21 protein-coding genes and 1 pseudogene are annotated in these 20,891 nt (G+C 64.8%); 13 read left to right on the plus strand and 9 right to left on the minus strand.

Features of this window, described 5'->3' with window-relative positions; translation table 11 throughout:
• Window positions 1-345 carry a DUF4212 domain-containing protein gene (locus CFB43_RS12415; RefSeq protein WP_089431320.1) on the minus strand — a complete coding sequence of 115 codons (345 nt, stop codon included), beginning with the start codon at window positions 343-345 and terminating at the stop codon, window positions 1-3.
• An 83-nt stretch (window positions 346-428) separates the two neighbouring features.
• A complete protein-coding gene (acs, locus tag CFB43_RS12420) occupies window positions 429-2,411 on the minus strand; it encodes an acetate--CoA ligase (protein ID WP_089495221.1) in 1,983 nt (660 codons plus the stop codon).
• 317 nt (window positions 2,412-2,728) lie between these two features.
• Here acs and CFB43_RS12430 point away from each other — a divergent pair, with 317 nt between their 5' ends.
• From CFB43_RS12430 to CFB43_RS12470, 9 genes are all read left to right on the plus strand, one after another.
• The gene (locus CFB43_RS12430; protein WP_071333524.1) at window positions 2,729-3,622 is read left to right on the plus strand and encodes a DMT family transporter; all 894 of its coding nucleotides are present in this window, start codon (window positions 2,729-2,731) and stop codon (window positions 3,620-3,622) included.
• 113 nt (window positions 3,623-3,735) lie between these two features.
• Window positions 3,736-4,359: a TIGR00645 family protein gene (locus CFB43_RS12435; protein WP_039370107.1), complete on the plus strand. Its 624-nt coding sequence runs from the start codon at window positions 3,736-3,738 to the stop codon at window positions 4,357-4,359.
• A gap of 34 nt (window positions 4,360-4,393) precedes the next feature.
• Window positions 4,394-5,917 (plus strand): fumarate hydratase, encoded by a 1,524-nt coding sequence (locus CFB43_RS12440; protein ID WP_039370104.1) that lies wholly within the window; start codon window positions 4,394-4,396, stop codon window positions 5,915-5,917.
• 194 nt (window positions 5,918-6,111) lie between these two features.
• Window positions 6,112-6,588, plus strand: a complete 477-nt coding sequence (gene bfr, locus CFB43_RS12445; RefSeq protein WP_011352652.1) for a bacterioferritin — start codon at window positions 6,112-6,114, stop codon at window positions 6,586-6,588.
• A gap of 39 nt (window positions 6,589-6,627) precedes the next feature.
• On the plus strand, window positions 6,628-7,488 hold the full coding sequence (gene murI / locus CFB43_RS12450; protein WP_089495222.1) for a glutamate racemase: 861 nt from the start codon (window positions 6,628-6,630) through the stop codon (window positions 7,486-7,488).
• Window positions 7,489-7,638: 150 nt separating this feature from the next.
• Window positions 7,639-7,875, plus strand: coding sequence for a (2Fe-2S)-binding protein (locus CFB43_RS12455; RefSeq protein ID WP_039370093.1), 237 nt, complete (start codon window positions 7,639-7,641; stop codon window positions 7,873-7,875).
• A gap of 218 nt (window positions 7,876-8,093) precedes the next feature.
• A complete protein-coding gene (locus CFB43_RS12460) occupies window positions 8,094-8,825 on the plus strand; it encodes an energy transducer TonB (RefSeq protein ID WP_089456529.1) in 732 nt (243 codons plus the stop codon).
• Between the two features lie 36 nt (window positions 8,826-8,861).
• Complete coding sequence (locus CFB43_RS12465) at window positions 8,862-9,593, plus strand: MotA/TolQ/ExbB proton channel family protein (RefSeq protein ID WP_089440626.1); 732 nt, start codon at window positions 8,862-8,864, stop codon at window positions 9,591-9,593.
• Between the two features lie 13 nt (window positions 9,594-9,606).
• Window positions 9,607-10,035, plus strand: coding sequence for an ExbD/TolR family protein (locus tag CFB43_RS12470; protein ID WP_039370086.1), 429 nt, complete (start codon window positions 9,607-9,609; stop codon window positions 10,033-10,035).
• A 376-nt stretch (window positions 10,036-10,411) separates the two neighbouring features.
• Here the strand turns inward: CFB43_RS12470 and CFB43_RS12475 are convergent, their stop codons facing one another.
• A complete protein-coding gene (locus tag CFB43_RS12475) occupies window positions 10,412-11,386 on the minus strand; it encodes a LysR family transcriptional regulator (protein WP_089495223.1) in 975 nt (324 codons plus the stop codon).
• Between the two features lie 122 nt (window positions 11,387-11,508).
• On the opposite strand from CFB43_RS12475, the gene CFB43_RS12480 reads away from it, so the two are divergent.
• The 3 genes from CFB43_RS12480 to hemP all read left to right on the plus strand — a co-directional run bounded on the left by CFB43_RS12480 (window position 11,509) and on the right by hemP (window position 13,353).
• The gene (locus tag CFB43_RS12480; protein ID WP_089495224.1) at window positions 11,509-12,381 is read left to right on the plus strand and encodes a pirin family protein; all 873 of its coding nucleotides are present in this window, start codon (window positions 11,509-11,511) and stop codon (window positions 12,379-12,381) included.
• Between the two features lie 99 nt (window positions 12,382-12,480).
• Complete coding sequence (locus tag CFB43_RS12485) at window positions 12,481-12,963, plus strand: SRPBCC family protein (protein ID WP_039370078.1); 483 nt, start codon at window positions 12,481-12,483, stop codon at window positions 12,961-12,963.
• Window positions 12,964-13,101: 138 nt separating this feature from the next.
• Window positions 13,102-13,353 carry a hemin uptake protein HemP gene (hemP, locus tag CFB43_RS12490; RefSeq protein WP_089440628.1) on the plus strand — a complete coding sequence of 84 codons (252 nt, stop codon included), beginning with the start codon at window positions 13,102-13,104 and terminating at the stop codon, window positions 13,351-13,353.
• Between the two features lie 273 nt (window positions 13,354-13,626).
• Here the strand turns inward: hemP and CFB43_RS12495 are convergent, their stop codons facing one another.
• From CFB43_RS12495 to uvrB, 5 genes are all read right to left on the minus strand, one after another.
• Window positions 13,627-15,024, minus strand: coding sequence for a 4Fe-4S binding protein (locus CFB43_RS12495; protein WP_089495225.1), 1,398 nt, complete (start codon window positions 15,022-15,024; stop codon window positions 13,627-13,629).
• On the minus strand, window positions 15,021-15,863 hold the full coding sequence (locus tag CFB43_RS12500; protein WP_027784952.1) for an FTR1 family iron permease: 843 nt from the start codon (window positions 15,861-15,863) through the stop codon (window positions 15,021-15,023). Before CFB43_RS12500 ends, CFB43_RS12495 begins: the two co-directional genes overlap by 4 nt.
• A 58-nt stretch (window positions 15,864-15,921) precedes the next feature.
• The gene (locus CFB43_RS12505; RefSeq protein WP_027786891.1) at window positions 15,922-16,254 is read right to left on the minus strand and encodes a cupredoxin domain-containing protein; all 333 of its coding nucleotides are present in this window, start codon (window positions 16,252-16,254) and stop codon (window positions 15,922-15,924) included.
• Between the two features lie 55 nt (window positions 16,255-16,309).
• Window positions 16,310-16,861 (minus strand): iron transporter, encoded by a 552-nt coding sequence (locus tag CFB43_RS12510; protein WP_021163417.1) that lies wholly within the window; start codon window positions 16,859-16,861, stop codon window positions 16,310-16,312.
• Window positions 16,862-17,080: 219 nt separating this feature from the next.
• Window positions 17,081-19,171 (minus strand): excinuclease ABC subunit UvrB, encoded by a 2,091-nt coding sequence (uvrB, locus tag CFB43_RS12515; protein WP_089495226.1) that lies wholly within the window; start codon window positions 19,169-19,171, stop codon window positions 17,081-17,083.
• A 267-nt stretch (window positions 19,172-19,438) separates the two neighbouring features.
• Here uvrB and CFB43_RS12520 point away from each other — a divergent pair, with 267 nt between their 5' ends.
• The gene (locus tag CFB43_RS12520) at window positions 19,439-20,638 is read left to right on the plus strand and encodes an amino acid aminotransferase (RefSeq protein WP_089495227.1); all 1,200 of its coding nucleotides are present in this window, start codon (window positions 19,439-19,441) and stop codon (window positions 20,636-20,638) included.
• Between the two features lie 122 nt (window positions 20,639-20,760).
• Here the strand turns inward: CFB43_RS12520 and CFB43_RS37660 are convergent.
• Window positions 20,761-20,891, minus strand: a pseudogene (locus tag CFB43_RS37660) (3-hydroxybutyrate dehydrogenase); the annotation flags it as partial.

Raw genomic sequence — 20,891 nt, forward strand, 5'->3', positions numbered from 1 at the left:
TCAGCGCCCACCGTTCGCGTGGCCGGCGCGTGCCGCATGATCGTCGTACGCACGGCGCAGCGTGCGGTCCGCGCGTTGCATCAGCCCGATGTAGACGACGATCAGCACGAGGTACACGAGAATCGCGCCCTGTGCGCCGACGTAGAACGGCAGGCTGAACCCGGCGAAACGGATCCCGGCGAGCGCGGGCCCGAAGAACGGCACGATGAACGATACCGAAAAGCCGATCACCATCAGCACCGCGATCAGCGCGACGTTGAAGCGCCAGTAGCGTGCGTGGGCACGCGCGAGCGGCTCGGGAACGGGAGGGGGCGCGGCAGGCGCGGGACGGGTCGGAACGGTCATGCCGTTATGTAACAAAAAGCCCCTGCGCGGGCAATCGGGATTGCCGCGCAGGGGCTCGTGCGCGTGATGCGCAACCGGTACGATCAGCGCACTTCGGCGAGCTGCTCGAGGATGGCCGGGTTCTCGAGCGTGGACGTATCCTGCGTGATCGCCTCGCCCTTCGCGAGCGAACGCAGCAGGCGCCGCATGATCTTGCCCGAGCGCGTCTTCGGCAGGTTGTCGCCGAAGCGGATGTCCTTCGGCTTCGCGATCGGCCCGATCTGCTTGCCGACCCAGTCGCGCAGCGTCTTCGCCAGCGCCGCCGCTTCCTCGCCTTCCGGACGCGAACGCTTCAGCACCACGAACGCAACCACCGCCTCGCCCGTCGTATCGTCCGGACGGCCGACCACGGCCGCCTCGGCCACGAGCTCGTGCGAGACCAGCGCCGATTCGATTTCCATCGTGCCGAGTCGGTGGCCCGACACGTTCAGCACGTCGTCGATCCGGCCCATGATCGTGAAATAGCCGGTGTCCTTGTCGCGCACGGTGCCGTCGCCGGCCAGATACAGGCGCCCGCCGAGTTCCTCGGGGTAGTAGCTCTTCTTGAAGCGCTCCGGGTCGCCCCAGATCGTGCGGATCATCGCGGGCCACGGGCGCTTGACGACGAGGATGCCGCCCTGCCCGTTCGGCACGTCCTGACCGGTTTCGTCGACCACCGCTGCCATGATGCCCGGCAGCGGCAGCGTGCACGAACCGGGCACGGTCGGCGTCGCGCCCGGCAGCGGCGTGATCATGTGGCCGCCCGTCTCGGTCTGCCACCACGTGTCGACGATCGGGCAGCGCTCCTGGCCGACGTGCTTGTGATACCACATCCATGCTTCCGGATTGATCGGCTCGCCGACGGTGCCGATGATGCGCAGGCTCGACAGGTCGTAGCTCTTCGGATGCACCTTGTCGTCGGCCTCGGCCGCCTTGATCAGCGAACGGATCGCGGTCGGCGCGGTGTAGAACACGGTGACCTTGTGGTCGCCGATCATCTTCCAGAAACGCCCGGCGTCCGGGTAGGTCGGCACGCCTTCGAACACGACCTGCGTGCCGCCGCAGGCGAGCGGGCCGTACGTGATGTACGTGTGGCCGGTGACCCAGCCGATGTCGGCCGTGCACCAGAACACGTCGGAGGGCTTCCAGTCGAAGGTCCACTTCATCGTCTGCGCGGCCCACAGCAGGTAGCCGCCCGTGCTGTGCTGCACGCCCTTCGGCTTGCCGGTCGAGCCCGACGTATACAGGATGAACAGCGGATGCTCGGCGCCGACCCATTCCGGCTCGCACTGGTCGGATTCGCCGGCCGTCAGTTCGTGCATCCACAGGTCGCGCTCGGCGTGCCAGTCGATCTTGCCGCCGGTGCGGCGATAGACGATCACGCTCTTCACGGCCTCGCAGCCGCCCAGCGCGATCGCTTCGTCCGCGATGCTCTTCAGCGGCAGCGTCTTGCCGCCGCGCGCCTGCTCGTCGGCCGTGACGAGCGCGGTCGCGCCGACGTCGACGAGCCGCTCGTTCAACGACTTCGCGGAGAAGCCGCCGAACACGACCGAGTGCGTCGCGCCGATGCGCGCGCAGGCCTGCATCGCGACGATGCCTTCGATCGACATCGGGATATAGATGACGACGCGGTCGCCCTTGCCGATCCCGCGCTTCTTGAGCGCATTCGCGAACCGCGATACGCGTGCGAGGAGATCCGCATAGGTGACGCGCGTCACGGTGCCGTCGTCGGCTTCGAAGATCACCGCGACGCGCTCGCCGTTACCGGCTTCGACGTGACGGTCGAGGCAGTTGTACGACGCGTTCAGCTCGCCGTCGTCGAACCACTTGTAGAACGGCGCGTTGGACTCGTCGAGCACTTTCGTGAACGGCTTGTGCCACGCCAGACCCTCGCGCGCGAGACGCGCCCAGAATCCTTCGTAATCGTTCTCGGCTTCGGCGGCGAGCGCACGATAGGCCGGCATGCCGGAAATGGTCGCCGCCTGTTCGAGCGCCGCGGGCGGCGCAAACTGACGGGTTTCGTGAAGAACCGATTCAATCGCAGACATCGACTACCCCTTGGTGAACATGAATCCTCTGCATGGCGGCGCGATCGTGCGCGCCGCGCGTCTTGGCCGGCGCAAGCGCGCCGCTGTCTCCTACCCACCACCCGCGCACGGCCCGAAGGCCGCTGCGCGATGCTGCGCCGCACCACGTCACACGATGGCGACCGGGCGACCCGACAGTTTCCACGATAAGCGCTCGAACTTACCCGTCACTTACGCGGCACGGCCGTTTCGCCCTTCGGGCGGCGCCCGCGTGCAGCTTTACGCTGTAACGAGCGCGACCCTACAATCCTAACTGAACTCGCCTTCCGGATTCCAGCTTGAATCGCTACGCTTTCTTTCTCGTGCTGTCGATGCTGTTCGTCGGCAGCAATGTCGGTATCGGTAAATCGATCGTCGTCTTCGTTCCCGTCGCCATCCTCGCCACGCTGCGCTTCGTAATCGCGATCGCCGTGCTGTGGCCGCTGTTCAGTCCGGTGAAAATGCGCACGGTCAAGCGCGGCGAATGGCTGAACCTGTTCCTGCAGGCGTTCTTCGGCACCTTCATGTTCACGCTGCTGATGCTGAACGGCGTGCAGCGCACGAGCGCGGTCGCGGCCGGCGTGATCACCAGCACGATCCCGGCGATCGTCGCGCTGTTCGCGTGGCTGATCCTGCGTGAAAAACCGAACGGCCGTGCGCTCGTGTCGATCGCACTCGCGATCGCCGGCGTCGTGACGATCAACCTCGCGAACGGCAGCGCGGCCGGGCACGGCACGTCGTCGCTGACCGGCAACCTGCTGATCCTCGGCGCGGTGTGCTGCGAATCGATCTACGTGATCCTGTCGCGCCGCCTCACGCAGACGCTCGCGCCGATCGACATCTGCGCGTACACGCACCTGTTCGGCCTGTGCCTGATGCTGCCGCTCGGCGCGACGGCCATGTGGCATTTCGATTACGCGAGCGTGCCGGCCGGCACCTGGGCGCTCGTCGTCTGGTATGGCCTGTCGGCCAGCATCTTCTCGTTCTGGCTGTGGATGAAAGGCATCCGGCACGTGCCGGGCAGCCTTGCCGGCGTGTTCAGCGCGGTGCTGCCGGTCGCGGCCGCCGCGTATGGCATCGCGTTCCTCGGCGAGCGCCCGACGCTCGCCCACGGCATCGCGCTCGCGTGCGTCGTCACCGGCATCGTGCTGGCCAGCCTGCGCGTGAAACGCGTGCCGGCCGCCGCCTCCTGATCCGTCCCCGGCAGCGCCGGCGCGTCACTGCAATCGCGCCGGCCGACGCGTTACAATAGCGCGCCTTTTCAAGATTACCCCCGATACCTGCGCACCGCGCCCGACTGTCCACCATGTCTGCCCCGCATTCGCCCGGCCGCCCCGCGCGTCGCCCGCTTCGCCCCCTTCCCGCGCTGATTTTCATGAGCCGCTGGCTCCAGGTTCCGCTTTACCTCGGCCTGATCGTTGCGCAAGCCGTCTACGTGTTCCTGTTCCTGAAGGAAGTCTGGCACCTGCTGTCGCATGCGACGAGCCTCGACGAAATCAGCGTGATGCTCGCGGTGCTCGGCCTGATCGACGTGGTGATGATCTCGAACCTGCTGATCATGGTGATCGTCGGCGGTTATGAGACGTTCGTGTCGCGCCTCGGCATCGAGGGGCACCCCGACGAGCCCGAATGGCTCGACCACGTGAACGCGGGCGTGCTGAAGGTCAAGCTGTCGATGGCGCTGATCAGCATTTCGTCGATCCACCTGCTGAAGACGTTCATCAACCCCGACCAGCACACGATGCACGCGATCATGTGGCAGGTGATCATCCACGTGTCGTTCCTGGTGTCGGCGCTCGTGATGGCGTGGGTCGACCGCCTGACGACGCACACGCACCCGGCCCATTTCCACGAGCCGCACGCCCACGGCGCGCACGCGCCCGCGGCGAACGAGCCCCGCAAGCCGGCCGACGCAGCCGTCAACGCATAAACGCATTCCCCACAGTCCCCACAGAGTCTCAGCCATGACCGTCATCAAACAGGAAGACCTGATCCAGAGCATCGCGGATTCGCTGCAGTACATCAGCTACTACCATCCGCTCGACTACATCCAGGCCCTCGGCCGCGCGTACGAACTGGAAGAGAGCCCGGCCGCGAAGGATGCGATCGCGCAGATCCTCACGAACAGCCGCATGTGCGCGGAAGGCCGCCGCCCGATCTGCCAGGACACCGGCATCGTCACGATCTTCGTGAAGGTCGGCATGGACGTGCGCTGGGACGGCGCGACGATGGGCCTCACCGACATGATCAACGAAGGCGTGCGTCGCGGTTACACGCACCCGGACAACGTGCTGCGCGCGTCGATCGTCAATCCGCCGGAAGGCGCCCGCAAGAACACGAAGGACAACACGCCGGCCGTGATCCACTACGAGATCGTGCCGGGCGACAAGGTCGACGTGCAGGTCGCGGCGAAGGGCGGCGGCTCGGAGAACAAGTCGAAGTTCGTGATGCTGAACCCGTCCGACTCGATCGTCGACTGGGTGCTGAAGACGGTCCCGACGATGGGTGCGGGCTGGTGCCCGCCTGGCATGCTGGGGATCGGCATCGGCGGCACCGCCGAAAAGGCGATGCTGATGGCGAAGGAATCGCTGATGGAGCCGATCGACATCCAGGAAATCATCGCGCGCGGCCCGAAGGACTGGGTCGAGGAACTGCGCGTCGAGCTGCACGAGAAGGTCAACGCGCTCGGCATCGGCGCGCAGGGCCTCGGCGGCCTGGCAACCGTGCTCGACGTGAAGATCATGGCGGCACCGACGCACGCGGCATCGAAGCCGGTCGCGCTGATCCCGAACTGCGCGGCGACGCGCCACGCGCACTTCGTGCTCGACGGCTCGGGCCCGGCCAAGCTTGAAGCGCCGTCGCTCGACGCGTGGCCGAAGGTCAACTGGGAACCGAACACGGAAACCAGCAAGCGCGTCGACCTGAACACGCTGACGCCGGAAGAAGTCGCGAGCTGGACGCCGGGCCAGACGCTGCTGCTGTCGGGCAAGATGCTCACCGGCCGCGACGCGGCGCACAAGCGCATCGCCGACATGCTCGCGAAGGGCGAGAAGCTGCCGGTCGACTTCACGAACCGCGTGATCTACTACGTCGGCCCGGTCGATCCGGTCCGCGACGAAGTGGTCGGCCCGGCAGGCCCGACGACGGCCACGCGCATGGACAAGTTCACCGAGACGATGCTCGCGCAAACCGGGCTGATCTCGATGGTCGGCAAGGCCGAGCGCGGCCCGGTCGCGATCGACGCGATCAAGAAGCACAAGGCGGCCTACCTGATGGCCGTCGGCGGCGCGGCTTACCTCGTGTCGAAGGCGATCCGCGGTGCGAAGGTGCTCGCGTTCGAAGACCTCGGCATGGAAGCGATCTACGAGTTCGACGTGCAGGACATGCCGGTGACGGTCGCCGTCGATTCGTCGGGCACGTCGGTGCACCAGACCGGTCCGAAGGAGTGGCAAGCGAAGATCGGCAAGATCCCGGTCGCAGCCGCTTAAGCGCGATCGAACGAAAGGCCGGACGCGAGTCCGGCCTTTTTACTTCTCATTCTCATTATGGTGCGTGGCCGGATATTCGAGGCTGATTCTCATTACACGCAAAAGGCAGGCCCGGCAAGGCTTCGAGGCTTGGCTTTTCTCGTTCGAGCGATTATCGTTCGGTTTCTGAAGCCCCACTGAACAAGGAACAAGCCATGCAAGGCGACAAGAAAGTCATCGAATATCTGAACGCCCAGTTGAAGAATGAACTCACGGCGATCAACCAGTACTTCCTGCATGCGCGCATGTACAAGCACTGGGGCCTCGAGAAGCTCGGCAAGCACGAGTACGACGAGTCGATCGGCGAAATGAAGCACGCCGACTGGCTGATCGAGCGCGTCTTCATGCTCGACGGCTTGCCGAACCTGCAGGATCTGCACAAGCTGCTCGTCGGCGAGGAAACCGAAGAGATCCTGAAGTGCGACCTGAAGCTCGAACAGATCTCGCAGTCCACCTGCAAGGAAGCGATCGCCTACTGCGAATCGGTGCGTGACTACGTGTCGCGCGAGATCTTCGAAAAGATCCTCGACGACACCGAAGAGCACATCGACTGGCTGGAAACGCAGATCGACCTGATCGGCAAGGTCGGCCTGCAGAACTACCAGCAAACGATGATGGGGTCGCCGGAGTAAACTCGCTCCACGCTTCCCGTTACCGCCCCCGGCCCGTTCATGTCGACACCTTCCGCTATTCCTGCGACGGCCACGACCGTCGCGCCCATCGGCATCTTCGATTCAGGGCTGGGCGGCCTGTCGGTGCTGCGCGCCGTGCGCGCGAAACTGCCCGACGAATCGTTCATCTACGTCGCCGATTCGCACCATGCGCCGTATGGTCCGCGCGACGAGGCGTTCATTACGGAACGCACGCTGGCAATCGGCGAGTGGCTGGCCCGCGAAGGGGCGAAAGCGCTCGTCATCGCGTGCAACACGGCGACCGCACGTGCGATCGCCACGGTCCGCGAACATCTGTCGATGCCGCTCGTCGGCGTCGAGCCGGGCATCAAGCCGGCCGCCGCCGTGTCCGCGAGCGGCGTCGCGGGCGTCCTGGCCACGCAGTCGACGCTGAACAGCCCGCGCTTCCAGGCGCTGCTCGACCGCTACGGCGCCGGCCGCCGCTTCATCTGCCAGCCCGGCCACGGGCTCGTCGAAGCCATCGAGCGCGGCGATACGAATTCGCCCGCGTTGCGCGCATTGCTCGACAGCTACCTGCAACCGATGCTCGACGACGGCGCCGATACGCTGGTACTCGGCTGCACGCATTACCCGTTCTTCACCGAAACGATTCGTGACCTTGTGGGCGACCGCCTGACGCTCGTCGACACCAGCGACGCGATCGCGCGCCAGCTCGTGCGGGTGCTCGACGAACGCCACCTGCGCGCACCGGCCGGCACGCGCGCGGCACCGCCCCGCTTCTGCTCGACCAGCGACGGCCGCCAGTTGCAGGTGCTCGCCTCGACGCTGCTCGGCCTCGCTGCGCCGGTCGAATCCGTCACCATTTCCTCGCCGAACGCGCGCGCCTGCGCGACCGCCTGATACCGGCCGGTACGCCCTCTTCCGCGTGCCGCTCCACCCTCCCGACGTTTCAAGGGTCCGATACCCTTAAAAAAAGCCTGCCCCAGGCTTGTCAACGTCCGCAAATTTAATGATAATAATTCGCATTACCGTTAGCTATCGCAACTCATCATGATCGTCTGCGTGTGCAAGTCTGTTTCCGATCGCAAGATTCGCGCGTCCCTCGCAGAGGGCGTGAACTCTTTCGATGAACTCCAGTTCGAGCTTGGCGTGGCCACGTGCTGCGGCAAGTGCGAGGAGTCCGTACGCGACCTCATGGCCGAACAGGGCGTCTGCGCGAGCCGGTGCGGTGTCGAGCATCACGCTCACCCGATCCCGGTCACGTTCTACGAACGCAAGGCCGCCTGACCGGCGCCGAGTGTGCGCATGCGGCCCAGGCCGCATTTTTTGTTTTGACCGTCAGCAAGCCACCGTCTGCGCGAGCCAGCGGCTTACCTGCCAAGGAGCCTGTCATGGAATTGCTGATCGGATTTGTGACCACCGTTTGCATCTCGCTGCTGATCTTCCGCAAGTGATGCCGATTCACCCGCCGCGCCCCGGGTGCGACATCGTTCTTTCAAGCTAACATGCAGGCTTCGCATCTCGCTCCTGCCGGCGCCGTGCCGGCTGCACCACGTATGAATCCCCGAGTGATCGTCGTCGCGGTCGGTGTGCTTGCCGCACATGCGATCATGCTGACGGCCGCCTGGCTCCATCGCAACGCGCCGCCGCCGCCGAAGGAGATCGAGGTTCAGTCGATCACCGCGCAGCTCATTCCGCCTGCCCCTCCTGCCCAGCCGGTCGCGGTCCAGTCGGCCGCGCAGCAGCCTACGCCGCCCAAGCCCACGCCGCGCGTGAAGCCGAAGGTCGAGCCGAAGCCGGTGCAGAAGGCGGTCCCGACGCCTCAGCCCGTCTCGCAGGCACCGTCGCCGACGCCCGCGCCGGCAGTGGCCGATCCGACACCGGCTCCCGCCGCGCCGGCGCCTGCTGCCCCGGCTGCAGCACCCGGCCCCGCGCGCGAGACGATGCAGGTCAGCGCGCCGAAGAACGTGTCGGCGCTCACCTGCAATTTCGTCAAGCCGACCTATCCGTCGATGTCGCGCCGTCGCGGCGAAACGGGCACGGCCTATGTTCACTTCATCATCGGCGTGACGGGCAAGATCGAAAGCGTCCAGCTGCAGAAGAGCAGCGGCTACCCGCGTCTCGACGAAGCCGCGCTCGAGGCGACGCGCGCGAGCACCTGCCCGCCGTATATCGAGAACGGCCAGGCGATCCGCGCCGCCCATACGCTGCCCTTCAACTTCACGCTTGACGACTAACCCGTCATATTCGGTAGATTCAAAGGAAACAAGAAAATGCAAAGCTACGGTATCGCGCACGTCTGGGCGCAAGGTGATTTCGTCACGCGCGCCATCGCGATCACGCTGCTCGTGATGTCGGTCCTGTCGTGGATCGTGATCGTCATCAAGGGCTGGAACGTGATTCGCCTGAACCGCCTGACGAAGAACGCCGAACAGGCATTCTGGCATTCGGACAACTTCGACGACGGCATCAAGAAGCTCGGCCTCGCCGCATCGACGCCGAACGACAACCCGTTCCTCGCGCTCGCGCTGTCGGGCAAGGAAGCCGCCGATCACCACCACCAGACGCAACCGCACCTGCACGATCGCATGGACGTGTCGGACTGGGTCACGCGCTGCCTGAAGGACACGATGGACGAAGGCATCTCGCGCATGCAGAGCGGTCTCGCGATCCTCGCGTCGATCGGCAGCACCGCGCCGTTCGTCGGCCTGTTCGGTACGGTCTGGGGGATCTACCACGCCCTGCTCGCAATCGGCGCATCCGGCCAGACGTCGATCGACCAGGTCGCGGGCCCGGTCGGCGAATCGCTGATCATGACCGCCTTCGGCCTGTTCGTCGCGATCCCGGCGGTGCTCGGCTACAACGCACTCACCCGCGCGAACAAGGGCGTCGTCAGCAAGCTGCGCCGCTTCGCGCACGGTCTACATGCGTATTTCGTGACGGGCGCGAGCCTGGCCTCGTCGTCGACGCGCGACGGCCTGCGTCTCGCGACGCGCGCCAGCTGAGGCGGGGTGAACCATGGCAATGAACACCGGTTTCAGCGACGATGACGACGATGCAGTGATGAGCGAGATCAACATGACGCCGCTCGTCGACGTCATGCTCGTACTCCTGATCATTTTCCTCGTGACGATCCCGGCGATGCAGCATGCGGTGAAGATCGACCTGCCGCACGCCAGCAGCCAGCCCGTCGACGAAAAGCCGCAGACGGTCGACGTCGCGATCCAGGGTGACGGCACGATCCTGTGGGACGACCACACGGTCACGCGCGCACAATTGCAGGAACGCATCGCGGAAGCGGCAAAGCGCACGCCCCAGCCGGAGTTGCACCTTCGCGCGGATCGCAAGGTCGCGTACGAACACGTCGCGGAAGTGATGTCGGATGCGCAGGCAGGCGGCCTGACGAAGCTCGGCTTCGTGACGGAGCCGGGCGCGAAAGCGAAGTAACGCGCGCACGTCTTGCGGTAGCGCATCGCCGGCCGCACCTAGCCGGCCGCGCACAAAGTAAAAGGCCTTCATCGCCAGATGAAGGCCTTTTTTCATGCGCACGCGGGCGCCTTCGGGCGGCGGGCTCTTTGGCGGTATCGGTTGCGCCTCGAGCAACGCAAATGCGACTCTGCCGTGGTCTGCACGGACTGCGCGTTCTGCCCTATCTGGCTCGCAATATATGCGGCCACCTGATTTCGCTCAGAACTTCCTTCACGAAATGGGATTTCAATATAGGCCCGCGCGCACACGCATTCAAGGTTCCGGCGATTGAAACTTGCGATTGCAGGCGACGCTTCAATGACAAAACAAATTTGCGTCGCCGTGCGCGTCGTGTTCAGGTCGCCGAAACATCGGCCGCCGCTTCCTTCTTCGCGCGTTCCGGGCACCCCGGATCCTGGTAGGCGCCATGATCGAGCTTCTCGACCAGATAGTCGACGAACGCACGCACCGCCGGCGGCATCCCCTGCCGCGACACGAACACCGCATACAGTTGCGGCACCGGCAACGTCCAGCCCGGCATCACCGGCGACAGTTGCCCCGCCCTCAGCGCGTTGCCGTACATCATCTCCGGCAATGCCGCGATGCCGAGGCCATCGAGCACGGCTTCACGGATCGTCATCAGGTCAGCCGTCACGAGCCGCGGGTCGTGCTCGTGCACGTGACGCGTTCCGTCCGGCGCGATCAGGTTGAACAGGTGCCGCCCGTCGACGCTCGGCGTATCGAGTGTCTCGAAGCCGCTCAGGTCGTCCGGTACCAGCGGCGGCGCATTCTGGCTCAGCAGGCTCGGCGCGCCGACCAGCATCTGCTCGGTGCGCCACAGCGGCCGCACGACGATGTTCGCGTTCTGCGGCGGCTCCGAGCGCACGCGCAGCGCGACGTCGATCGAATCCTCGAACAGGTCGATCACGCGATTCGTCACGCGAACGTGCACCTTCACCTCGGGATAGCGACGCAGGAATTCGGGCAGGATGCGCGACAGCATCGTCTGCGACAGCGTCACGGGCACGCTGACGCGCACCGATCCGCGCGGCGATGAGCGCAACTGCTGCACCGCGTTCATCGCCGCCTGCGCTTCGGCCAGCATCGCCTGGCAATGCTGGTAGAACAGCTCCCCCGCCTCGGTCAGCGCGAGCTTGCGGGTGGAACGCTGCAGCAGGCGCACGCCGAGCGCCGCCTCGAGTTCGGTCAGGCGCCGCGACAGGCGCGATTTCGAGATGCCCAGCACGCGCTCCGCGGCCGAGAAACCGCCATGTTCGACGACCTGCGAAAAGTACATGAGGTCGTTCAGGTTATGTGCATCGATATTCATGTCATCGTTCCAATTTCAGAACAATCCATTGCGAACCTTCGCGAATTGAACGGTAAAACGCCCAATATAATAGCGCTATGTTTCAAAAATAACGCTATTCCGTTGATTTCGAGGGTATCCGCATGACGACCGCTCGCTCGCTTGACCGCACCTACCCCGCGCTTCGCACGACCGAAGGCGGCGGCTTCGTGGTTCATCGCCCGTTCCCGACCCGGCTGCTGATGGATTTCGATCCGTTCCTGCTGCTCGACGAAATGGGCCCCGTCGACTACGCGCCCGGCGAAGCCAAGGGCGCCCCCGACCATCCGCATCGCGGCTTCGAGACCGTGACCTACGCCCTCGACGGGCGCTTCCGCCATCGCGACTCGTCCGGCCATGCCGGCACGCTCGGCCCGGGCGACGTGCAATGGATGACGGCGGGCGCCGGCGTCGTGCACAGCGAGATGCCGGATCCGGAATTCGCGCAAGCAGGCGGCCGCTCGCACGGTTTCCAGCTGTGGGTCAACCTGCCGCGCCGCGACAAGCTGATCGCGCCGCGCTACCAGGAGATCCCCGCGGATCGCATCCCGACCGCCACCTCACCTGACGGCCGCGCACGGGTGCGCGTGATCGCCGGCGAAGCGTTCGGCGTCCGCGCCGCGATCGAGACACGCACACCGATCCTCTACCAGCATTTCACGCTGCAACCAGGCGCAACGGTCACGCAGACCGTCCCGGCAGGCTATCGTGTGTTCGCCTATCCGATCGACGGAACAGGACTCTACGGGCCCGCCAGGCAGGCGGTCGACGCACGAAACATGGTCGTGTACTGCGATGACGGCGACACGGTCACGTTCGCCGCCGGCGGCACGTCGCTCGACCTGCTGCTGATCGGCGGCGTGCCACTCAACGAGCCGATCGTCCGCTACGGCCCGTTCGTGATGAACACCGAGGAAGAGATCCGGCAGGCGGTCGTCGACTACCAGACCGGTCGCATGGGGCGCATCGAAGCATGACGCACCGACGGGCGCCCAGGTGCCGCGAAACCGCGCGTTTTGCGTCACAATAACTTCTTGAACCACGTGGCCGCCCGCCACCAGAAGGAACCCGTCCCCTTGAACTTCGAACATCTGATCCAGATCAATTCCGACGATCCGGCCGTGCCGACCCTCACCCGCGACCAGCTCTGGGAAGGTCTCGTGTTGCGCGCCGAACAGCCGCAACTGTTCGTGCTCGGTCTCGACAGCTGCGTCGTCCACGAACGGACGGACACGACGCTCGAACGTGAACTGCACTACGGTCACGCGACCGTGCGCGACCACGTCACGTTCACGCCGAACCAGCAGGTTCGCTACGACATCCTCGCCGCCGATGGCGAGATCGGCGGCTCGCTGACGATGACGATCGAGGAACGCGACGACCACGAGCTGTTCCTGCGTTTCGAATACCGCACGACGCTGGTCGTCACGGACGACAGCGAAGACGCGCGTCAGACGCACGGGATCGTCAAGGAAGCGTACCGCACGTCGGATATCGACACGGTCCGCCTGATCCGCGAGTACGCGCAGGGCCGCAAGGATCCCGATCCGCTGCACTGAACTCGACGGCGGCCTGTGGGCCGCCCCTTTGACTCAAGCTATCGGGCTCACCATTTCGATCGATAAAGAGTTTTTGTAAATGGGAATAGTTATCATTTAGAATTCATTCCATCGTATCGACAGTCACCGATCAAGCGAATGACCGACACCCTGCGCCAGACCCCGACCACGCTGACCTTGCGCCGCACGACCGGCACCGCAGGCAGCAGCCGTCAGAAGACGGCAGCGGTCACCACGCCGGCGAAACCCGCCGGCAACCGCGAAGCAGGCACGCGGGTCGTCAGCAGCGATGCGCTGCTGCAAGGCCAAAGCCACGTCAGCATCGCGCATAACGGAGAGACCTATCAGTTGCGCGCCACACGGTTGGGCAAACTGATCCTGACGAAGTAAGACAGAGTATTGTGGGGACCACCTCCCTGAGAGGTGTTGGGCAGTAGCCAGCGTAACGGCTTGCACGCGAGATCTAGACCCCTTCGTGCAAACACACTCAAGCAGCCGTTGCAGCAAGCCAAGCCACTTTTTTTGGTTCTCGCACAAGGAAGAAAAAAAGCGACACGTCCTTCGACGTGTCGCTTTTTTGTTTGGGTGCCCGACGCGTGAAGCATGCCGCCCGGGTTCGTTACCGCGTCGCTGCGCGACCGCCGAAGCGGCACGCGATCCGCTTCAGAAACCCCAGAACATCAACCACCATGCGCTGTCGATGACGGCAAGCGCGACGGCGAACCACGCGAATGCCGCAAGCCGGCGCGGCCAGCCCGCATAGCGGCCCGTCACTTTCCACGCGAGCCACGCACTCCATGCGTTGGCGCCGACCAGGATCGCGATGCGCACATCGGTCGCCCAGCCGAGCGGTACTTGCTCGGCACGCAGCAACGACAGTGTCGTGGCCGACAGGCCAAGAAATACGCCCGCACCCGCGATCGGGATCAACGCCTGGGCAAGATGATGCAGCCGCACGCGATCGAAGCGGCCGAGCATCAGCGTCGCGCCGGCCAGCAGCACCAGCAGTGCCGTGCCGTACACGAGCCCCGTGCCGACGATGTAGCTGATGACCAGCCCGCCGTCGAGCCACGAAAACACGTCGTTGCGATCCGGATAGTGCGTGAGCAGGAACCACGGCGCATTGGTCTCGAGCGGCCACGTGATGTCATGGTCGATCAGCCAGCCCGCGAGCCATTGCTTGATCTGCACGAACCACGGGCTGACGGTCCAGTGGAACGCACCGATCGCGACGCCAAGCAGGCCGTACAGGATCAGCGCGGTGTCCCACGGGTTCGCCTGCTGCGCGCCGAGGTTCACGACCTCGTCGGACGGCGAGCGCAACGACAGCGAGATCGCATCCCGGTGCCCGCTGCAGCGGCCGCACATGTGGCAGTCCGCCGCGCCCTTCATGTTGCGCAACGGCACGAGCGGCGCGCAGTTGATCGGAATCACGCGATGGCCATGCTCGCCGTTCTTGTACGACCGGCGCCATGCATCCTCGTCGACCTTGTAGCGCATCGGTGCGAGCCGCGCGAGCAGCCCGAACACGCCGTTCACCGGGCACAGGTACTTGCACCACACGCGCTTTTCGCGGCCGTACAGCAAGCCGATCACGATCGCGCCGACGGTCGAGCCGCCGAGTACGAACAGCACCGCGAGCGGGTACTGGTACACGCTCACCATCTGCCCGTAGATCGTCGTGAGCCCGAACGCGACGAACGGCCAGCCGCCCCACCGCATCCAGCGCGGAATCGGGCCGCCGCGGCCGAACTTGCTCGCGAATTCGGTGAGCGCACCTTCCGGACACAGCACGCCGCACCAGACACGGCCGAGCATCACCATCGACAGCAGCACGAACGGCCACCAGATGCCCCAGAACGTGAATTGCGCGATCAGCGTGAGGTTATTCCACAGATGTGCGGAGTCGTCCGGCAGCGGCAACACCGCCGGCACGATGATCAGGAACGCATAGACGGCGACGACGGCCCACTGGATGCCGCGGATCAACGCACCGTGGCGCTGCATCCATTGGCCGGCCTGCGCGAGCCAGCCCTGCTTGGCTGCGGCGACAACGCTCATGCCGCGCGACCTGCCGCGACCGCCGGACGACGGCTCGCGCGCTTCATCAGCAGCCAGACCACCGCCCAGTACACCGCATACGCGACCAGGTTGGTCAGCGCGGGATGAGCACGATAGCCGGTCAGCGTGGCGACGAGCGAGCCGAACGTACCCGAATCATCGAGGATCGCGGACGTGTCCCACACCTGCGAAATGCCGAGCGGCAGGATTTCCTTGTCGATCAGCTTGTCGACGCCGGTCTGGAACAGGCCTGCGCCGAGGAACAGCAGCATCACTTCCGTGACGCGGAAGAAATGCCGCCACGAGAAGTACTTGCCGCCGAGTTGCAGCAGATAGAACGTGAGGAACGCGAGGCCGAGGCCGATCACGACCGCGAGCATCTGGCTGCCGTCGACGTGACCCGACTGGCCGAAACCGAGACCGTACAGGAAGATCACCGTCTCGCTGCCTTCGCGCGCGATCGCGAGCGCGACCAGCACCGCGACACCCCACCAGTTCGAATCGCGCGTGCTCTGCTGCAGCGATTGCTCCATGTCGCGCTTCAGCGTGCGGCCGTGCCGGCGCATCCACAGCACCATCTGCACGATCAGCACGCATGCGATCAGCACCATGGCGGTCTGGAAGTAGTCCTGCGCGTCGCCGGACAGCACTTCGGTGAAACCGACCAGTGCGGCACCAAGGCCGACGGCCATCAGCAGGCCGACGCCGACGCCGGCCCAGAGAAAAGGCAGGCCGCGGCGCGCGTCGTCGTCGCCGTTTTTCAGCCATGCATAGAGAATGCCGACGACGAGCAGCGCTTCGACGCTCTCCCGCCAGACGATGAACAAGATCTGACCCATCGATACCTCCTGACGCGCGGTACACCGGGCAGGTGCGCCCGCGCGCAGATAAAACGCATTACTTCGCGACGATCACGCCCTGCGCCTGCTGGTGGAAATCGTCGAAAAACTTGTATTCACCCGGTGACAACGGTGCGACGACAACGAATGAATCGGCGCCCGGCGCGAGCACCTTCTCCTTGCGCAGTTGCACGCTCTCGAATTCGGCGGCGCCCTTGCCGGTGTTCTTGATCTCGATCTTGAAACGCTGGCCGGCCGGCACTTCGATGCGGGCGGGATTCAGCTTGCCGTCCGTCATCTCGAGCTTGAACGTCGGCAGATCGGCAGCGTACGCTGCGCCGGCAAGCCACAACGCAGCGGCTGCGGCAACGATTTTCTGGGGAATTTTCATTCTGGGTTCTCTACGCCGACGGCGCGCCGAAGCGCGCCGTTCGTGATGCCGCCGATCAGTAACCGCCCTTCTTGCCGATACCGGCGAACGGGAAGTCGTACTCGAGGGTAATGGGCTTGAACCATGCGCCCACGCCCGTTTCCTTGTCGATGTGACGGCCGAACGCCATGTGGCCCGTCTGCATCGGCGGCTTGACGACCATCGTCAGGTGGTACTTGCCCGGGCCGTTCAGCTTCACGTTGTCGCCGTAGTGCGGACCGTCGCTCGCGACCATGCCCATCAGGTCGCCTTCAGCCTTCCACTTCGTGTCGCCCTGCTTCGTCAGCTTGTACGTGACCTGCAGGTACGGCATCCAGTCGCCTTCCGCGAAACCCGTCGGGTTGTTCTTGACCGCATGGATGTCGGCCTCGAGGTGGATGTCGGAATCCGACGCCTTGCGCATCATCCCTTCCGGGTCCATCGTGATCGGCTGCAGGTACACCGCGCCGATTTCCATGCCGCCCTGGATCTGCTGCTTGCCGATCGGATATTCGGCAGCCGAGGCCGACATCGCGGCAAGCGCCGCCGCTACCGCAACCGTCGTGCGGATGAACGAAGAACCCAACATGGACACTCCTTGTTATTTGATCTGGAACCATGCGGACCGACTAACGGCCGGCCCACTGAAAACACTAACGCGACGAAGAACGTTAATGCGAACAATTCTCAATAATCACGAAGTTTAGCACCGAACCTGTTTCGGAACAAACAAAGAGCCGTGTAAACCCCTGATCCGACAAGGCTTACAGGTTCGTTACCGCAGGGTTTCGGTGACGCTTGGAAAGATTTACCGGCCGCCGTTGACGTGATCGCCGACGTTCGCGCCGAACACGCGCTCACGCAGCAGCGCAAGTTGGTCGCGGGTCGCGGCGGCCTTCTCGAACTCGAGGTTCTTCGCGTAGTCGGCCATCTGCTTCTCGAGGCGCTTGATTTCCTTGGCGAGCTGCTTTTCCGACATGTCCTCGAATTTCGCGCGCTGCTGCGCTTCCTTCAGCTCCGCGCGTGCCTCGTCCGCGTTGTAGACGCCGTCGATGATGTCCTTGATGCGCTTCACGACACCGCGCGGCGTGATGCCCATCTTTTCGTTGTGCGCGATCTGCTTCGCACGGCGCCGCTCGGTCTCGCCGATCGCGCGCTTCATCGACTCGGTCATGTTGTCCGCGTAGAGGATCGCCTTGCCGTTCACGTTCCGCGCCGCGCGGCCGATCGTCTGGATCAGCGAGCGCTCCGCGCGCAGGAAGCCTTCCTTGTCCGCGTCGAGGATCGCGACGAGCGACACCTCGGGAATGTCGAGCCCTTCCCGCAGCAGGTTGATCCCGACCAGCACGTCGAACGTGCCGAGCCGCAGGTCGCGGATGATCTCGACGCGCTCGACCGTGTCGATGTCGCTGTGCAGGTAACGCACCTTGACCCCATGATCGGCCAGAAACTCGGTGAGCTGCTCGGCCATGCGCTTCGTCAGCACGGTAATCAGCACGCGCTCCTCGGCCTTCACGCGCGCGTTGATCTCGGCCAGCACGTCGTCGACCTGCGAGCTCGCCGGCCGCACTTCGATTTCCGGATCGACCAGGCCCGTCGGCCGCACGACCTGTTCGGCGATCTGCCCGGTCACGCGCTTCTCGTAGTCGGCCGGCGTGGCCGACACGAACACGACCTGGCGCATCTTGCGTTCGAACTCCGGGAACTTGAGCGGCCGGTTGTCCAGCGCCGACGGCAACCGGAACCCGTAGTTGACGAGGTTTTCCTTGCGCGCGCGGTCGCCGTTGTACATGCCGTTCAACTGGCCGATCAGCACGTGCGATTCGTCGAGCAGCATCAGCGCATCGGGCGGCAGGTAGTCGACGAGGGTCGGCGGCGGGTCGCCGGGCGCCGCGCCCGAGAAATGCCGAGAGTAGTTCTCGATGCCCTTGCAGAAGCCGAGCTCCTGCAGCATCTCGAGATCGAAACGCGTGCGCTGCTCGAGGCGCTGCGCCTCGACGAGCTTGCCGTCGCGGTGAAAGAACTCGAGCCGCTCGCGCAATTCGTCCTTGATCGTCTCGACCGCGCGCATCACGGTGTCGCGCGGCGTCACGTAGTGCGACGACGGATACACGGTGAAGCGCGGGATCTTCTGCCGTACGCGCCCGGTCAGCGGGTCGAACAGCTGCAGCGTCTCCACCTCGTCGTCGAACAGTTCGACGCGCACGGCCAGCTCCGCATGCTCGGCCGGGAAGATGTCGATCGTGTCGCCGCGCACGCGGAACGTGCCGCGCTGGAAGTCCTGCTCGTTGCGTGTGTATTGCATCGCGATCAGCCGCGCGATCACGTCGCGCTGGCCGAGCTTGTCGCCGGCGCGCAGCGTCAGGATCATCTGGTGGTATTCGGACGGGTTGCCGATACCGTAGATCGCCGACACCGTCGCGACGATCACGACATCGCGGCGCTCCATCAGGCTCTTCGTCGCGGACAGCCGCATCTGCTCGATGTGCTCGTTGATCGACGAGTCCTTCTCGATGAACAGGTCGCGCTGCGGCACGTACGCTTCTGGCTGGTAATAGTCGTAGTACGAGACGAAGTACTCGACCGCGTTGCGCGGGAAGAACTCACGAAATTCCGAGTAGAGCTGCGCGGCGAGCGTCTTGTTCGGCGCGAACACGATCGCCGGGCGGCCGAGCCGCGCGATCGTGTTCGCCATCGTGAAGGTCTTGCCCGAGCCCGTCACGCCGAGCAGCGTCTGGAATGAGAGACCGTCCTCGACCCCTTCGACGAGCGTCTCGATCGCGGTCGGCTGGTCGCCTGCGGGCGGATAGGGTTGATACAGCTGGAACGGCGACCCTTCGAAGGTCACGAATTTCGATTCGTCGAGCGCGTCGCCGGTTTCGGCTTTATGTTCGGACATGGAATGCGGCCGGAGCGAGGGCAAAGAAAGCATTCTAGCGCTTCGCGGCCTCGCGAACTGCTGCCGGCTCCTGACGCGCGACAGCCGCCCGAAATCGCGATTCCCGGCCGAATTTCGCCGCCGAAACGCCGCCCCCGCCTGCGTGAATTCGCTACAATGTCAGGCTGCTGCGCTTTCCGGCGTCGTGCCTGCCTGCGCGCGGTCCATCCACCGCGCCCGCCCCGCCCGTTGAAAGCCTGACCCTCTTTTCACTACTGCCGAATCATCATGTCGCTCTTCTCCGCTGTCCAGCTTGCTCCCCGCGACCCGATCCTGGGCCTGAACGAAGCCTTCAACGCCGATGCGCGTCCGACCAAGGTCAACCTCGGCGTCGGTGTGTACACGAACGAAGAAGGCAAGATTCCGCTGCTGCGCGCGGTTCGCGATGCGGAGAAGGCACGTGTCGAGGCCGGCCTGCCGCGTGGCTACCTGCCGATCGACGGTATCGCCGCCTACGATGCGGCCGTGCAGAAGCTGCTGCTCGGCAATGACTCGCCGCTGATCGCAGCCGGCCGCGTGGTCACGGCCCAGGCACTGGGCGGCACGGGTGCACTGAAGATCGGCGCGGATTTCCTGCGCACCCTGAACCCGAACGCGAAGGTCGCGATCAGCGATCCGAGCTGGGAAAACCACCGCGCGCTGTTCGAAGCAGCCGGCTTCGAAGTCGTCGCATACCCGTACTACGACGCCGCCACCAACGGCGTGAACTTCGAAGGCATGCTGTCGGCACTGAACAGCTACGCGGCAGGTACGGTCGTCGTGCTGCACGCGTGCTGCCACAACCCGACCGGCGTGGACCTGACCGAAGCGCAATGGCAACAGGTCGTCGACGTCGTGAAGGCACGCGACCTGGTGCCGTTCCTCGACATGGCCTACCAGGGTTTCGGCGAAAACATCGAGGCCGATGCCGCTGCCGTGCGCCTGTTTGCCGCGGCTGACCTGAACGCATTCGTGTCGTCGTCGTTCTCGAAGTCGTTCTCGCTGTACGGCGAGCGCGTCGGCGCACTGTCGATCATCACGTCGAGCAAGGAAGAAGCGTCGCGCGTGCTGTCGCAACTGAAGCGCGTGATCCGCACGAACTACTCGAACCCGCCGACCCATGGCGGCGCCGTGGTCGCAGCGGTGCTCGCATCGCCGGAACTGCACGCTTCGTGGGTGCAGGAACTCGGTGAAATGCGCGATCGCATCCGCGCAATGCGCAATGGTCTCGTCGAGCGCCTGAAGGCAAGCGGCGTCGATCGCGACTTCAGCTTCATCAACGCGCAGCGCGGGATGTTCTCGTATTCGGGCCTGACCTCGGCACAAGTCGATCGCCTGCGCGATGAGTTCGGCATTTATGCAGTCGGCACGGGCCGGATCTGCGTCGCAGCACTGAACACGCGCAATCTCGACGTGGTCGCCAATGCTGTCGCAGCCGTCCTGAAGTAATGCGGCAAGAGCAGGCGGCAGCCGTCATCGGCCCCGCCCTGCCAAAATGAAAAACGCGCTCCGAGGAGCGCGTTTTTTTATGCCATTGACCGGCGAGCAGCGACCCCGCCCGCCCCCCCGCATCACTGCATGAACCAGCCGTGGCTGACGATGAACGACTGGCCCGTGAGCGCGGCGCTCGGGAAGGCCGACAGGAACAACACCGTCTGCGCGACGTCCTGAACGGTCGTGAACACCCCGTCGACCGTATTGC

This window comes from Burkholderia sp. AU15512 (genome assembly GCF_002223325.1).
Classification (GTDB): Bacteria; Pseudomonadota; Gammaproteobacteria; order Burkholderiales; family Burkholderiaceae; genus Burkholderia.